This window comes from Arthrobacter sp. TS-15 (assembly GCF_006964045.1).
GTDB lineage: Bacteria > Actinomycetota > Actinomycetes > Actinomycetales > Micrococcaceae > Arthrobacter.
Map to the genome: position 1 here is coordinate 84909 of NZ_SDXQ01000037.1, position 15153 is coordinate 100061.

17 protein-coding genes are annotated in these 15153 nt (G+C 60.9%); 9 read left to right on the plus strand and 8 right to left on the minus strand.

Features of this window, described 5'->3' with window-relative positions; translation table 11 throughout:
- Positions 1-18: 18 nt before the first annotated feature.
- A complete protein-coding gene (locus EU811_RS15370) occupies positions 19-804 on the minus strand; it encodes an ABC transporter ATP-binding protein (RefSeq protein ID WP_142939207.1) in 786 nt (261 codons plus the stop codon).
- A 111-nt stretch (positions 805-915) separates the two neighbouring features.
- On the opposite strand from EU811_RS15370, the gene serB reads away from it, so the two are divergent.
- Positions 916-1809, plus strand: a complete 894-nt coding sequence (gene serB / locus EU811_RS15375) for a phosphoserine phosphatase SerB (protein ID WP_142939208.1) — start codon at positions 916-918, stop codon at positions 1807-1809.
- A 328-nt stretch (positions 1810-2137) separates the two neighbouring features.
- Positions 2138-2707: a hypothetical protein gene (locus EU811_RS24245; protein ID WP_238703421.1), complete on the plus strand. Its 570-nt coding sequence runs from the start codon at positions 2138-2140 to the stop codon at positions 2705-2707.
- A gap of 77 nt (positions 2708-2784) precedes the next feature.
- On the opposite strand, the gene EU811_RS24250 is transcribed toward EU811_RS24245, so the two are convergent.
- From EU811_RS24250 to EU811_RS15395, 4 genes are all read right to left on the minus strand, one after another.
- Positions 2785-3351: an ATP-binding cassette domain-containing protein gene (locus tag EU811_RS24250; protein ID WP_238703422.1), complete on the minus strand. Its 567-nt coding sequence runs from the start codon at positions 3349-3351 to the stop codon at positions 2785-2787.
- Between the two features lie 6 nt (positions 3352-3357).
- Positions 3358-4287, minus strand: a complete 930-nt coding sequence (locus tag EU811_RS24255; RefSeq protein ID WP_238703423.1) for an ATP-binding cassette domain-containing protein — start codon at positions 4285-4287, stop codon at positions 3358-3360.
- Positions 4288-4612: 325 nt separating this feature from the next.
- Positions 4613-5365 (minus strand): SDR family oxidoreductase, encoded by a 753-nt coding sequence (locus EU811_RS15390; protein WP_142939209.1) that lies wholly within the window; start codon positions 5363-5365, stop codon positions 4613-4615.
- A gap of 116 nt (positions 5366-5481) precedes the next feature.
- Positions 5482-6207 (minus strand): beta-ketoacyl-ACP reductase, encoded by a 726-nt coding sequence (locus tag EU811_RS15395; RefSeq protein WP_142939210.1) that lies wholly within the window; start codon positions 6205-6207, stop codon positions 5482-5484.
- 154 nt (positions 6208-6361) lie between these two features.
- On the opposite strand from EU811_RS15395, the gene EU811_RS15400 reads away from it, so the two are divergent.
- Genes EU811_RS15400 through EU811_RS15415 form a run of 4 tightly spaced genes read left to right on the plus strand, consistent with a single transcriptional unit; the run spans position 6362 to position 8467 of the window.
- Complete coding sequence (locus EU811_RS15400; RefSeq protein ID WP_142939211.1) at positions 6362-6859, plus strand: DUF3099 domain-containing protein; 498 nt, start codon at positions 6362-6364, stop codon at positions 6857-6859.
- Entirely contained in the window at positions 6856-7131 is a 276-nt protein-coding gene (locus EU811_RS15405; protein WP_142939212.1) for a hypothetical protein, read from the plus strand. Before EU811_RS15400 ends, EU811_RS15405 begins: the two co-directional genes overlap by 4 nt.
- The gene (locus EU811_RS15410; protein ID WP_142939213.1) at positions 7132-7998 is read left to right on the plus strand and encodes an SURF1 family cytochrome oxidase biogenesis protein; all 867 of its coding nucleotides are present in this window, start codon (positions 7132-7134) and stop codon (positions 7996-7998) included.
- A complete protein-coding gene (locus EU811_RS15415) occupies positions 7982-8467 on the plus strand; it encodes a YbaK/EbsC family protein (protein WP_142939214.1) in 486 nt (161 codons plus the stop codon). Before EU811_RS15410 ends, EU811_RS15415 begins: the two co-directional genes overlap by 17 nt.
- Positions 8468-8644: 177 nt before the next feature.
- On the opposite strand, the gene EU811_RS15420 is transcribed toward EU811_RS15415, so the two are convergent.
- Positions 8645-10243 carry an ABC-F family ATP-binding cassette domain-containing protein gene (locus EU811_RS15420; protein WP_062068715.1) on the minus strand — a complete coding sequence of 533 codons (1599 nt, stop codon included), beginning with the start codon at positions 10241-10243 and terminating at the stop codon, positions 8645-8647.
- A 275-nt stretch (positions 10244-10518) separates the two neighbouring features.
- On the opposite strand from EU811_RS15420, the gene EU811_RS15425 reads away from it, so the two are divergent.
- The 3 genes from EU811_RS15425 to EU811_RS15435 are packed head-to-tail and all read left to right on the plus strand — an operon-like array spanning position 10519 to position 12526.
- The gene (locus EU811_RS15425; protein ID WP_142939215.1) at positions 10519-11148 is read left to right on the plus strand and encodes a biotin transporter BioY; all 630 of its coding nucleotides are present in this window, start codon (positions 10519-10521) and stop codon (positions 11146-11148) included.
- A gap of 17 nt (positions 11149-11165) precedes the next feature.
- Positions 11166-11903: an energy-coupling factor ABC transporter ATP-binding protein gene (locus tag EU811_RS15430; RefSeq protein ID WP_142939216.1), complete on the plus strand. Its 738-nt coding sequence runs from the start codon at positions 11166-11168 to the stop codon at positions 11901-11903.
- A complete protein-coding gene (locus tag EU811_RS15435) occupies positions 11900-12526 on the plus strand; it encodes an energy-coupling factor transporter transmembrane component T family protein (protein WP_142939217.1) in 627 nt (208 codons plus the stop codon). Before EU811_RS15430 ends, EU811_RS15435 begins: the two co-directional genes overlap by 4 nt.
- Positions 12527-12539: 13 nt before the next feature.
- Here the strand turns inward: EU811_RS15435 and EU811_RS15440 are convergent, their stop codons facing one another.
- Both EU811_RS15440 and EU811_RS15445 read right to left on the minus strand, forming a co-directional pair.
- Complete coding sequence (locus tag EU811_RS15440) at positions 12540-13760, minus strand: thiolase family protein (RefSeq protein WP_238703424.1); 1221 nt, start codon at positions 13758-13760, stop codon at positions 12540-12542.
- Positions 13753-15144 (minus strand): class I adenylate-forming enzyme family protein, encoded by a 1392-nt coding sequence (locus EU811_RS15445; protein WP_142939219.1) that lies wholly within the window; start codon positions 15142-15144, stop codon positions 13753-13755. Before EU811_RS15445 ends, EU811_RS15440 begins: the two co-directional genes overlap by 8 nt.
- Positions 15145-15153 lie beyond the last annotated feature (9 nt).

The window sequence follows — 15153 nt, forward strand, 5'->3', positions numbered from 1 at the left end:
GTAAGTTACAGAACTCCTCTAGCGCCGGGCAGTAGCCGTGTAGCGGCCGGCGTTCTCCGAAACATCCAAGGCCAGGCCGAAGGTGTTGCTGAGGTGCTCGTCGGTAAGTACTTCCTTGATGGGACCAGCAGCTACCACTCCGCCTTCGCGCAGCAGCATGGCGTGAGTGAACCCTGGCGGCACTTCCTCAAGGTGGTGGGTGACAAGGACCATGGCCGGAGCTGCTTCGTCACTGGCGAGTTCGCCCAACTTGTGGACCAGTTCTTCGCGTCCCCCGAGATCAAGGCCGGCCGCGGGCTCGTCCAGCAGAAGCAGTTCGGGGTCCGTCATCAGTGCGCGGGCAATCTGGACACGTTTGCGCTCACCCTCGGACAGGGTGGCGAACGTCCGGTTCAGGAGAGGACCCATCCCCCAGTCGTTGAGCAGGGCAAAGGCGCGGCGTTCGTCGTCGCGCTCATAGCCCTCGCGCCAGCGGCCGGTAACTCCGTAGGCAGCGGTCACCACAACGTTGAGAACGTTCTCGTGTTCGGGAATCTGGGTGGCAAGAGCGGCGGAGGAAAGTCCGATCCGGGGTCGCAGTTCAAAGACGTCCACGCGGCCCAGGGTTTCGTCAAGGATTCCGGCCCTGCCGCTGCTTGGGTGCAGGCGGGCGGCAGCAATCTGGAGGAGGGTGGTCTTGCCGGCTCCATTGGGTCCCAGGATGACCCAGCGTTCGCCTTCGTTGACCTGCCAGTCAACCTTGTCCAGCAGGGTCTTCTTGCCTCGGACAACGCTGACGGAAGCCAATTCCAGAACATCACTCATAGCAGTAGACACTAGGACAAAAATCCATATGACTGATAACCGGCAGTGAAGCAGGCTCTGTGTGGCGAAACGAATTCGGGCGCGTGCAACGCCCTCAGTAGGATTGGGGCCATGACTTCGAACTTGGCTGCAGTCAGCTATGGCGTGAACTTGTCCCCCGAATCCCTCGACAATGTGCGGAAGACGCTGGCCGATGCCGGCGCGGCAGTGTCATCGGAATCACAGGGTGGAGACGAGCGCTTTGGAGTGCACACGGCCGCTCTCTTGGTGGGCGGGGACACGGATGTGGAACTGCGCACCATGCGTCGGCTGGTGGCAGAGGCCGCAGAAGCAGGGGTGGATACTGCCATCGTGCCTGAATCGTTGCGCCAAGCCGCCCGAAAGCTCTTGATCATGGATGTTGATTCCACGCTGATCCAGCAAGAGGTCATTGAACTGCTGGCAGCGCACGCTGGCAAACGCGAGGAAGTCGCTGCCGTCACCGAAGCCGCAATGCGCGGCGAGTTGGACTTTGCCCAGAGCCTCCACGCCCGCGTTGCCGTCCTCGCAGGCCTGCCTGCCGCCGTCGTCGATTCTGTTCGCCAAGAGGTGCGCCTCAGCCTTGGTGCTGCAGAACTTGTGGCGGCTTTCAAGAAGGCGGGCCACGTGGTGGCGGTGGTGTCCGGAGGATTCAACCAGATCCTGGGTCCGATCGCTGATGAACTCGGCTTGGACCATTGGATCGCCAACGAGCTTGAAATCGTCGACGGCGCGTTGACCGGTAAGGTGCTGGGCGCGGTGATCGATCGGGCCGCCAAGGAAAAGTACTTGCGCGAGTGGGCGGCTGCTGAGGGCATCAGCCTTGAGCACACCATCGCAGTGGGCGACGGTGCCAATGACCTTGACATGCTCAGTGCTGCCGGCATTGGAGTTGCTTTCAATGCCAAACCTGCTGTTCGCGCGGTGGCAGACGCCGTGATCACCATGCCGTATTTGGACGCCGTGCGGCACATAGCCAACGTGTGATTGCAGGGGCGCATTTTCCCCGAGCCCCTCTCCAGTCCCCTCGCAAAGCACCGGCGCGGTTATCCCGCCGGTGCTTTGACGTATCTGCGTGCCCGTTATCGATGCTCAAAACGTAAAGACCCGATCTGAAACAGCAAAACCAATTTCGTGACGCAGAAACAAAAACAATTTATACAATTGTCATTCTTTCTGGTGACGGAATACCCTCGATGGTAGCCGAGGGCGTATTTCAGTCTCCGATGCCCCTTAATTGTGTAAAGTGGAGATTCTTATCAATATCTCCGCATTATCAGCGGTTGACCGGAATGATGAAATTCGAGGGTAGGAAGTGGGCCGTTCAGAGCGCACATGGAAATGGTGGAAACGCGACGAAGGCTACCAATCCAACGCCCATGAACAAGATGGCGCGGAAGGTCCCTTGTCACCCTTGCTTGAGATCCTCCACTTGGATCTTGATGACGACGACGCAAGCCGGTTTGCCGACTTCACAGAAACTCCCGATTACTCAACAGAACAGGAACTACCGGATATGAGCACACTGGACGAAGCCATAAAGCAACTGCTGGCCATCGAAGGATCAACTGGTGCTGCCGTGGTGGACTACTCCAGCGGCATGGCCTTGGCCCAGGGCGGAAGCCCCGGCTTTGACCTCGGAGTTGCAGCAGCCGGCAACTCCAACGTGGTGAGCGCCAAGTTGCGTACCATGGCCGACCTAAGCCTTGACAGCGACATCGAAGACATTCTTATTACCTTGGGAACGCAGTACCACCTCATCAACGTACTGAACTCGAGCGGCTCCAAGGGGCTGTTCGTCTACCTTGTGCTTGACAGGACCTATGCGAACCTGGCGCTTGCCCGGCACAAGCTCAAAAACCTCGCCAAGGACATCACCATCTGATCTTTCGAGGAAAGTCACTAGGGGCGGTGGCGCATCATGCGTCACCGCCCCTATTGCCGTGGCAGGGATCCAACGCGTCAAATTCTCGCGCGCCGGGCCTCGCTGCTGCCTGATTCAAATTTCACGCCCAACATATGGTGCACCAGCACATCTTCGTTGGTGTTGGCATTGGCCTCGATGGTCACGAGTTCGCCGTCTCGCATGACGCCCACCCGGTGGCACCAGCTGATCAGTTCGGACAGGTCCGAGGACAGGAGAATAATGGCCACGCCTGTCTGGCTGAGTTCGCTGAGCATCTGGTAGACCGCTTCCTTGGCGCCGATGTCGATTCCGCGGCTCGGATGGCTAAGAATCAAGAGGTCGCAGCCTGTGGTCATCCACTTGGCAAGCTGCACTTTCTGGCGGTCGCCGCCCGAAAGCGTACTGATGTTTCCGTGGATGTTGGTGGTGCTGATGCGCATGCGTTGAATGACTTCCGCAACCCCACGAAGCTGCGTGATCTCATCCCGAAGGCTCGTTTCTCCCCCTTCCACGCCTCGCTGAAGGCCTTCCACTATGGTGCCCGTGGCCTGGTCAGCGTCGAGGGCATCGGACAAGTATCCGATCTTCAACCGCATGGCATCCTCGGCCGACCGAATCTGCACTGCTTGTCAATGCATGAGCAGGTGGCCTGAGGTGCCGGGGCGGACGCCCGCCAGCGCTTCGACCAACTCGTAGACGCCGGAACGATGCGTTCCTGCCAAGCCAAAAATCTCGCCCCTGCCCACACTGAAGGTAACGTCCCGAACCCTGTCCCCAGCGCTGAGGGACACTACCCGCAAGACTTCATCAACCTCAGCGGGGTCGCTGGGCCTGGCGCTGCCTTCCAGTTCGTGCTGAAGCAACAGGAAGGCCAGTTCGTCGACGTCGGTATGGCTGGCCTCCAGGGTTTTGTGCACCCGGCCTTCCCTGAGTACGGCTATGCGGTGGGCAATGGATCGGACTTCGTCCAGGCGATGGGTGATGTAAATGATGGCCCGTCCTTGCCGGACGAGCATGCGCAGAACCTGATGGAGCACGGCGACGTCATGGTCCGGAAGCGATGCAGCAACCTCGTCCATGATGACGAGCTGGGCTTCTTCGGCGACCATCCTCAGGACTTCCACCAGGGCTTGCTCAGCACGGATGAGGGATCCAGCTTTGGTGTCCGGATCCAGGCTGACGCCGATGTCACCGATCAGCTGGCTTGCTTGCTCACGGAGTTCCTCGTGGGGCCTGTCTGCCTGGAACGTACCGCGAAAGATGGCTTGTGCGATGGTTAGCTGGGGGTCGATCCTGAAGTTCTGCGGGATGAGGCCGACTCCGCAGGCTTGCGCTTCATCAAGGGATTCCGGCCCATACTTTTCTCCCGCCAGCGTCATCAGCCCGGCGTCGTGTTGATGCAAGCCGGCCAGTACACCCATCAGCGTGGTTTTTCCCGCACCGTTGGTTCCGATCAAACCCAGGATCTCGCCTCGTCGTACCGAAAGTGCAACGCCTTTGAGGATTCGCCGCTGATCGTATGATGCATGAATATTATCGGCGTGCAATAACAGGTCCAACGAAAGCTCCTAATGCAAGGGGACAATAATCGCCCTGTGAGTCAACCGAGTAGCTTCCACATGCTGCATGAGGTTGCTGAGTGTATCTAAACTCCCAACCCGGGGTTGTGCGGCCCGTTGATAACCAAGGGCGAGGGCGCCTTTGAGAGTCAATCAGATCAAATCCCATATTGCAAAGCGATTGCCGTAAAACAATAAAGCGCATTTCGTGACGCGAAAATCAAAATAATTGTTGGAATCGTTATTGTTCACACGCCAAGGCGTGTTTAAGCAGCAGAGGCCCGGGACACATGTCCCGGGCCTCTGCTGGAGTGGTGTGCGAAGGCTACTCTGACGTTTTGTCGAAGTAGTCGGCGCCGCCCACATATTCAGTGTGGCCGGATTCGACGTCGGCGGTCACCATCTTTGCCACCTCGGCTGCGAACTCCTCCACGGAGTAGAGCTTGCCGGCTTCCGCGCGGCGCGCTTCGATAGCGCCCGGGTTGGAGCGATCAAGCAACGTGGCAGTCACGGTGCCCTCGATCATATCGCCGGACACAACCACCAGTGAGATGCCCTTGTCCGCAAGGTTGGGCAGGAGGGCGCGCAGGGCATCCTCACCGGCGCGCTTGCTCTTTGCCACAGGCTCATACTCGGGCATAGTGGGCACGGTCTCCACAAAGTGCGCCTGGTGGCTGGTGACGAATACCACGCGAGATCCCTCGGGCATGAGGGGAACAGCCGCATTGAGCATGTTGACCTGGGCATCGCGGTTCAGCTTGAGTGCGTACCCCTCCTCCATGCCGGATTCCATACCGCCGGAGGCATTGAGGACCAGGATATCGAGGGAGCCGAACTCTTCCATCGCGGTGCTGGCCAGTGCGTGAACTCCTTCATCGGTAGTGAGGTCTGCGCCGACGGCGGCTGCACGTCCACCTGCAGCCTGGATCCCGGCCACTACCTTGTTGGCGCGAGGCGCCTTCTGGCGGTAGTTGACCACGACGGCGGCGCCCTCACCTGCGAGGATCTTGGCAACTTCGGCGCCAATTCCGCGGGAGGACCCTGTGACGATCGCGGTCTTGTTATCCAGCATTCCCATTCGTGCTCCTTTTGTTCACTTCATCCAAATTCGGTGGGCTCGGGTTCCATCATGCCAGCGGCACGGGAGAAATCCGTTGTTGCCCTCGAACAAAAACTTATGTGCGGGCTAGTTGCCTAGTGGCCCATCCCCAGGCCGCCATCCACAGGAATCACGGCTCCGGAGATGTACGCGGCCTCGTCACTGGCAACCCAGCGCACCACGTTTGCTACCTCGGAAGCTTCAGCGAAGCGTCCGGCGGGAACGTTGGCCAAATAGGACTTCTGCGTTTCCTCCGGCAATTCAGCAGTCATATCTGTGTTGATGAACCCGGGTGCAACAACGTTGGCCGTAATGCCGCGGCTGCCGAGTTCGCGCGTCAGCGAGCGTGCAATGCCCACCATGCCTGCCTTGGAAGCGGAGTAGTTGATCTGGCCGGGGGCGCCATAGAGACCGGAAACCGACGAGATGAGGACAACGCGGCCTTTCCGCAACCGGATCATGCCTTTGGAGGCCCGCTTGATGACACGGAAGGCGCCGGTGAGATTGGTGTCCAGGACTGACGTAAAGTCGTCCTCGCTCATGCGCAGCAGCAGCGTGTCCTTGGTAATGCCCGCGTTGGCAACCAGTACCTCCACAGGGCCATGCGCCTCTTCGACAATCTTGAACGCAGCGTCAATCGACGCCTCGTCCGTGACGTCGGCCTTCACCCCCAGGATGCCCTCAGGCAATTCTGATTCACTGCGGTAGGTGACAGCCACCTTGTCTCCATTGGCAAGGAAAGATTTGGCAATGGCGAGGCCGATGCCCCGGTTGCCGCCGGTGATCAGGACGCTGCGGCCGGTGGTTACTGCTTCAGACATGGGTTTGCTCCAGGTTCCGCGGCATTTGCCAGGCCGCTATGAGAGAGGGATTTTCTGAGTTGATCCTATCTGGCGGGCGCTGCAAGCGGCGGGTAACCGGTCATCAGTGTGGTTTGGGCGAGTACGTCCTTGGTGAGAGAATTGATGAAGGCCTTTGGAGCGTGATGATTCAGTTGTGACACGAGAAAACAGTCCCCTGCAGCAAGTGCCCGGGGAACCGGACGCTTTTTCCGGTGCCCCCGAAGTCCACAGCATCACAGACGCTGCTGCTGCCCACTCCGAAGACATGCGTGATCGCATGGTCAAGTACGCGGTAGCCATGGGTATTCGCATGGTCTGTATCATCCTCATTTTTGTGGTCGATGGCTGGTTCAAGATCATTGCCATTGTGGGCGCCGTCTTCCTGCCGTGGATTGCGGTAGTCATAGCCAATGGCAATGACAAAGCCGAGGACCATAGCGAGTCCTTGTTGGACTACGTCGCCGTCCCTGAATTGGAACGTTCCCCCGAGCCTGAAGAAGCTCCCGTGGACGCCCCAACCGTGCTCCAAGGTGAACTGGTGGATGACGAAACACCTGGCACATCAGGAGGCCCGGCCATGGGCCATTCAAGCGATGCCGGACAGTCCGGCGACGAACGGGCGGCTTCATGAATATCTTCAACCTCGGCGGCCCGGGTGCGGCCAGCGGGGAATCCGGACGCGCCACGGCTACGGCAACGTGCTCCCGCAAAGGTTGCCGCGCCGGCGCAGAGTGGCAGCTCCTGTGGAACAACCCGCGCATTCACACGCCGGATCGCCGTAAGGTGTGGCTTTCGTGCGGCGAACACCGGGACTGGCTGGAGGATTACCTGCAGACGCGTGGCCTCTGGAAGGAAACACTGCCGTTCAAGGCCAGTGAAGCAACAGCGAATGAGGCTGGCTGAATGTACCGTTTTCTCTTCTCCAGCAAGTGGCTGGGGTACTTCGTGCTGGCTGTTATTTTCGCCACAGCCTGTGTCTTCCTGGGGCGATGGCAGATGGACCGCCGGGCTGAGACGTTGGCAGAAATCAATCGGGTGGTGAGTAACTACTCGGCCACCCCCATCCCCTACGCCCAGATCAAGGACGAGTTCGACTCCCTGGACCCTGAACGGGAATGGACGCAGGTTGAGCTACGGGGCAGTTATGACCTCGACGGGCAGCGGGTTGTGCGCAACCGGCCGCTTAACGGCCAGCCAGGCTACGACGTCGTGGTTCCATTCCGGCTGACTACAGGCGAAGCAGTCGTGATCGACCGCGGCTGGCTACCCATCGGCAACAACACACCAGGCCGGCCTGACGTGATCCCTGCTCCACCCACTGGTGAAGTAACTGTGGTGGCCCGTCTCAAGCCTGCCGAACCCAAGCTGGATCGTGGCGCGGTTGACGGTCAGCTGGCTTCGATTGACCTCGCAAGCTTTGCCGAGGAACTCCCTTATCCAATCGCAACAGGTGCTTACGGGCAGTTGGCCAGTGAATCTCCTGCAGTGCGGCCGATGCCCACGCCTTTCCCCAAGCCGGCCACTGAGGAAGGGACGCACCTCTCCTACTCACTGCAATGGTTCGCCTTCGGCGTCCTGATGTTCATCGGCTTTGGATACGCTGCACGGCAACAGGCCCGGAACGCCGCCATTGATGCCGAAGACGAAGAGGACGAGCAGATCATGGCCGCGGGTGGCACGCCCAGGAAGCGTGCCCCCGCTCCCCGGAAAAACAAGCGACCCACGTCCGAAGAAGAGGAAGACGCCATCCTTGATGCTCAGGGCTACTGAACTGTTTCATGATCCGGTCCTGAACGTCCGGTCTGCTTTGACGGCCGCTGGTGCTGAGGACACGGTCCGGATTTTCAGAGACAAGGTGCCCACAGCGGCTGCAGCAGCATCGGCTCTGGGCTGCGATGTAGCGGCAATCACCAACAGTCTGATTTTCGAACTCGATGGCGAGCCCCTGCTCATCCTCGCCAGCGGTGCGGCCAAAGTAGATACGGGACTGGTGGCAGAACAACTTGGCACAGGCAGAATACGCCGGGCGAAGCCAGAATTCGTCCTGGAACACACAGGCCAGGAAGTAGGCGGAGTAGCGCCCGTAGGCCACCCCAGGAAACTCCGCACCATCCTGGACACCTCGCTCCAAGAACACCCACTGCTATGGGCAGGAGCCGGAGACCACAACTCCATGTTCTCCATCAGCTACGAAGAGCTAGCGCGCATCACCGACGCTGAAGAACTCCGGGTCCGCTAGCTGCATCAGCCTGCGGGGGTGACCCCACCGCGAGCGAAGCGACGAGGTTGATCTGCGTAGCGTGCGTCTAAGCGAGGAACGAGCGAGCACGCGGCAGATCGAGCGCGCCGCGCAGCGGAACGCAACCAGACGCGACGCAGCGGACGCAACACACGCGCAGCCGAACGCAACCAGGGCTTACGCCAGCGTGATCAAGTCCAGGTAGTCCTCGTTCCAGTGGTCTTCAACACCGTCCGGGAGCAGCACAACGCGCTCAGGGTTCAGCGCTGACACTGCACCTTCGTCGTGGCTGACCATGACGACGGCGCCACTGTAGTTCTTGAGCGCACCCAGGATTTCTGCGCGGCTGGCCGGGTCCAGGTTGTTGGTGGGCTCATCGAGGAGCAGCACGTTGGCGCTGGAGGCCACAATGGTGGCCAGGGCCAGGCGTGTCTTCTCACCGCCGGAGAGAACACCGGCGGGCTTGTCGACGTCGTCGCCGGAGAACAGGAACGAACCCAGGATTCCGCGGACTTCGGCATCTTTCATGTCAGGCGCTGATGACCGCATATTTTCCAGGACTGTGCGATCGACGTCGAGCGTCTCGTGTTCCTGGGCGTAGTAGCCAACTTTGAGGCCGTGACCGGGGATGATGTCGCCGGTATCGGGCTTGTCTACACCGGCGAGCATGCGCAGAAGAGTGGTCTTGCCCGCACCGTTGAGTCCAAGGATGACCACCTTGGAACCGCGATCGATTGCCAGGTCCACGTCCGTGAAAATCTCCAGCGAACCGTAGGACTTGCTCAATCCCTCCGCAGTCAAGGGGGTCTTGCCGCAAGGAGACGGATCCGGGAACCGCAGAGCTGCCACGCGGTCGTTTTCGCGCACTGCCTCCAAGCCGCTCAGGAGCCGCTCTGCTCGCTTGGCCATGTTTTGGGCAGCGACGGCCTTGGTTGCCTTGGCGCGCATCTTGTTGGCCTGGTCGATCAGGACCTGCGCCTTCTTTTCGGCGTTGGCGCGTTCACGCTTCCGGGCGCGTTCATCCGTTTCGCGCTGGAGCAAGTAGCGCTTCCAGTCCATGTTGTAGTAATCGATCTGGGCGCGGTTGGCGTCCAGGAGGAAGACCTTGTTCACCGTCGCCTCGAGCAGGTCGGTGTCGTGACTGATCACGATCAAGCCACCCTGGTGGTTCTTCAGGAAGTCACGCAGCCAGGTGATGGAGTCGGCGTCAAGGTGGTTGGTGGGTTCGTCGAGGAGCAGGGTCTCCGCATCGGAGTACAGGATGCGCGCCAACTCCACACGGCGGCGCTGGCCACCGGAAAGGGTCTTGAGTGGCTGGTTGAGGAGGCGATCCGGCAACGCAAGGTTGGAGGAGATCGCAGCAGCTTCAGCTTCCGCTGCGTAGCCACCGCCCGAGAGAAACTCAGCCTCCAGGCGGTCGTAGCGATTCATGGCTTTACGCTGGACCGCCGCGTCATCGCTTGCCATATCCTCGTGGGCCTTCTTCAGCTTGCCCACCACCACATCCAGGCCGCGGGCCGAAAGGATGCGGTCACGGGCGAGCTGTTCCATGTCCGGAGTCCGCGGATCCTGTGGAAGGTAGCCGATCTCACCGCTGCGGGTGACCTTACCCCCGGCGGGGAGCCCTTCGCCGGCGAGGACCCGGGTGAGTGTGGTCTTGCCGGCACCGTTACGTCCGACGAGTCCAATCTTGTCCCCTTTGTCCACCCTGAAGTTGACCTGGTCCATGAGCAGGCGTGCGCCGGCGCGGAGTTCGAGGTCCTGGACGGTAATCAATTCGGGTGATGCCTTTCAATGGGGAACGCTCGCGGGGACCGGTGGGTCCGATAAGTGCGGCGGGGGCGGCCGTGAGAACAGCCTGTTCAAGTCTACCGGTACCTAGGCCGCTGCCTGACATCGGTCCTCCCAGGAGGAAACTGTGCTGACGGCCAAAGAATTCCGGGTCAGTGTTGTGGAAAGACTCCAAAATCCCGATTCCGTTCCCTCCGTACTCTCGACAACAGGGGAAACAAGAACATCCATCGCATCGCATTACACCCGATAGGACCGTCATGAGCCAGACCAACTCTTCCACTTCCGCTGCCACACTGCAGCGAACCGCGTCCTCCCGAAAACGCTGGACCGCCACAGACCTGGGCCTCATCGCAGTTTTCGCTGCCCTCGTAGCGGCATCGGCAATTGTCCCGGGCATTCCGGTAGGAGCCCTTGGGGTTCCCATCACTTTGGTGACGTTGACGGTGATGCTCAGTGGACTGGTGCTCGGAGCCGGGCGCGGTTTCGCCGCCGTCGGGCTTTACGTGTTGCTCGGCTTTGCCGGTCTGCCGATCTTCAGCGGCGGGCGCAGCGGTTTGGGTATCCTCGCCACGCCCTCCGCCGGTTACATCATCGCGTTCCCGCTGGCGGCAGCCGCGACCGGTTACCTAACATCGGTGGTCATCCGCAGGACAGTCAAGTTCCGTTCACTGTGGCTCTTCGCAGCGACCATGGTGAGCAGCATCGTGGTTATTCACGCCCTCGGCGTCCTGGGCATGATGGTCAATGCCAAGTTGGATTTCACCAAGGCCTTCCTCGCAGACCTCCCTTTCGTCCCCGGCGATATCATTAAGAACGTCCTGGCCGTGATCATCGCCGTGGCAATCCACAAAGCCTTCCCGGATGTCTTGGTACGCCGGGTCAAGTAAGCGGGAACAATCACTCCATGAATTCCATCAGTTTCAGCAGGGTTTCGGTGCGTGTCGCAGTCGATGGCAGCGACACCCCCAAAACCCTGCTGCAAAATTTTTCCCTGGACCTCGCAGAACGCAGGATTGGAGTCATCGGCGCCAACGGCTCCGGAAAGTCCACGCTGCTGCGGCTCGTGAATGGCTTGGTTGAACCGAGCGAAGGCACAGTGGTAGTCCACGGAGATGACACTCTTGCCGATGTCCGCCGTGTCCGGGGCAATGTGGGTTTCGTCTTTACCGATCCCCTGTCACAGTTGGTGATGCCTACCGGGCGGGAAGATGTTGAGCTCTCGTTGCGCCGCTCCGTCAAGAACTCCAAGGAGCGGGCGGCGCGGGCAGAAGCAGTGCTGGATCGCTTCGGCCTGCTGCATCTGGCCGATCAAAGCATCTATGAACTGTCCGGTGGTGAAAGGCAGCTACTGGCCTTGGCCGCAGTCCTTGCGGTGGATCCCACCGTCCTGGTTCTCGACGAACCATCCACCCTCCTGGATCTTCGAAACCGCGAACTGCTGCGCCGCACAGTCGCTGGCCTGGATCAACAAGTCATCATGTCCACGCATGATCTCGACCTGGCCTTGGACATGGACAGGGTGCTGGTAGTTGAGGCCGGGCGTATCGTGTTCGACGGCGGTGCTGCAGACGGCGTCGCCCGGTACCGCGAGCTTTGCGCGGCTGCCCTGCCCGGTGCCGGCGTGGGTGATGTGCCGAGATGAGGGGGCATGGCTTCCTTATAGCCAACTACGTGCGAGGGAACTCGATCATCCACCGCACTCCCCTGTGGCTGAAATTTCTGGTTGTAGCGGCCTGCGGAGCGGCGTCCTTCCTTATTGTGGACTGGGCCGTGTCGCTGGTGGTCTTCGCCGTCATGTGTGGCTTATTCATGCTGACGGGGGCAGGCTTCCGCCGCCTTCTGAAGGCCATTTGGTTGGTGGCTCCTATCCTGCTGGTCATCGGTCTCTTCCAATGGTGGCAACTGGGCGGGCCCACCGCGGCACGCATCGTGTTCAATGTGCTGGTCTGCGTAGTGGCAGCTTCGGTCCTCACCGCGACTACTCCCGTGCAGGATCTTCTGGACGGCGTGGTGGCGTTGGCAAAACCGTTCCGGCGTTTCGGTGCCGATCCTGAACGATTCGCTTTGACCATCGCAGTGATGCTCAGGAGCATTCCCTTCATAGCCGGCGCCTTCACTGACGTAAGGGACTCAGCGCGGGCACGCGGGCTTGAACGCAATCCCCGCGCACTGGTGCTCCCTGTCTTCATCACCACTGTTGCGTATGCGCGCCAAACCGGTGATGCTTTGGCGGCCCGCGGGTTGGGCGAACCGGAGAGGGACTAGACCGGCGCAGGGGCTACAGCTTGGCGTACTGAAAGAGAGCTGCGGTTCCCATGCCTCCGGCGATACTGATCATGGCCAATGCCAGCGAACTCTCGCCCCGCACTGCGTAACTGCGGCGTGCTTGAGCCATCAACCTCGTCACCAGGACCGCTCCCGAAGCTCCGTAGCCATGACCCAAGGCAAGCGCGCCGCCATCAAGGTTGGCTTTCTGAGGATCAACGCCCAGATACTCCAGGCATGCGATGGTTTGGGAGGCGAATGCCTCATTGAACTCCACCAGATCAATGTCATCTGCGTCCACTCCATGGCGGTTCAGGAGCCGCTTGGCCGCGTGGGCTGCCCCTATGCCAAGAAATTCCGGATCAACGCCGACGGTCTCGCACCCCAGCACCAGCATCCCGTGCGTCGCGCCCAGGGTGCGGGCTCGTTTAAGGGACGTCATGACGACGGCGGACGCTGCGTCCGCGTCAAAGCATGAGTTTGCTGCCGTGACCGATCCGCCCGCCACGAATGCTGCTGGGAACCTCGCCATCAGCGGGGCCCGCAGTGAAGCTCGGGGGCCATCGTCCAGCGCCACCTGTTTCCCCTTGCTCTTGAGCGGAACAATTTCATCCTCAAAGAGCCCTGTCCTGGCAGCGTCAACGGCACGGTGATGGCTCCGGAGCGCGTACTCGTCCTGCCTCTGACGTGTCACGCCGAATTCGCGGGCGACATTCTCCGCCGCAACACCCATGTCCGGGTCGCCGAACTGCGGCGGCACAAAGCTGGCCCTGGAGTAGAAGTCGAGTTCGCCGTCGTCGTTTCTATTGGCCCGGGCCGGGGCGTTACTGATGCTTTCAACGCCCCCTGCCAAATACAGCGGATCCCCGCCGGCTGCCACCAAGCGGGATGCCAGTGCAATAGCGTCCAAACCTGAGCCGCATTGGCGGTCCACGGTAAGGCCAGGGACGTTGATGGGCAAACCCGCCTGGAGAGCTGCGAATCTGGCAACATTCCCGCCGCCGCCCACAGCATTGCCCACAATGACATCGTCCACCTCCGCCAGGTCCACGCCCGCTCTTTCAACCAGGGAAGCCAGTACGGGTGCCAGGAGGTCCGCGGCACGTAACTGCTTCAACTGACCGTTGGCACGACAAATAGGAGATCGGAGCGCGGCAATAATGACAGGCTGGCGGGATTCGTCAAACCCTCCGGCTGAGCCGGTCCCGCTATCCAGGGGCTTGTGGCTATCCAAGGGCTCGCGCCCGGGGGTCGTGGTTCTTGATCCAGTCCAGGAGCACCTTTCGGCTGACCTTGCCACGGTCCGTCATGGGCAGCTCCGACAACACGTAATACTGCAACGGCCACTTGTCGCGCGCCAGCAGGCCATCCAAGCCTGTGCGGAGCTGGGTGGCGGTGATCGCACCGCAGGCAGGAACGACGCCGGCGATCACCTTGTGACCGCGGATGTCATCCGGTACTCCGGCAGCAACCGCCCCTTCCACGCCCGGCACGGAAGCAACGGCCAGCTCAACCTCATGCGGGTAGACGTTCTTTCCCGAGGTGATGATCATGTCCGAGCGCCGTCCAAGGATGTGAAGGGTGCCGTCCTCCAGAAAGCCCTGATCCCCCACGGTGTACCACCCATCAAGGCACCGCAGGGCCTGCCCGTCGTCGCCCCACAGGTAGCCATTGCTGATCATCCCGCTGCGAACGCTGATATTCCCGTGTTCCCCGTCCCGGAGAGGGCTGCCAGCGTCGTCAAGGATGGTCACTTCAACCCCCGGAAAAGGCAACCCAATGCCGGTACCGCCAGCATCCAACGGCTCGCCGGCGGCCAGGCGGGTACCGGAAACGAAACTCAGCTCCGAGGCACCGTAGTACTCGTAGATGGCTGCACGGGGTGCCCACCGCCGGGCTGCCTCCAGTGTCCGGGCGTCCAACTTGGAACCGGCACAGATGATGCTGCGGATACCGGAAGCATCAACGTCGCCGGCCAGTCCCCGCTCGCTGAGCAACCTCAGGGCAGTGGGCGCCAAAACAAGGCGGGTGATGCCGTCATGGCTGATGGCGGCATGGGCGTCGGCGACATCGAACGACTCAAGCGTATGGAAAGCCGAACCCGCGTACAGGCACTCTGAAAGGGCGAAAAGATTCAGGCTTGCTGACAAAGGACCGGGCGCAAGGGTCCGGTCCTCCTGGGACAAGCCAAAGAACTCGATGGAGGCATCGAAAGACACCTGCCAGGACCGGCGGGACCTGGTGAATGCCTTGGGCACGGACGTGGTACCGGACGTGAGGCCGATGAGGAAGGTACTGGATGCGTCCCCGTCCACCAGTTCGGCGCCAACCGGTGTGGTGGTTGCGAGGACGCGTGAGGATACTTCTTCGATCATCGGGGCCGGCCATTCGGGGTCCAGAACGGCGCACCGCCGATCCCCCGCCACAGCGGCAGCATAGCGCTCCACGAAGCGCACAGAGTTGGGCTCGGCCAGAACGGTGGTGGCAGGGGCGTCCGCCACCAAGCCAGCTGCGGCGTCGCGGAGTCCCGCCCAGGTGAGCCGGCCGCTGCCCACAACGACGGCGGTGTCGTGGGGGCGCTCCTCGGCCCAGAGCTGAAGTTTATCCAGGAAAGGCATCCAAACAAT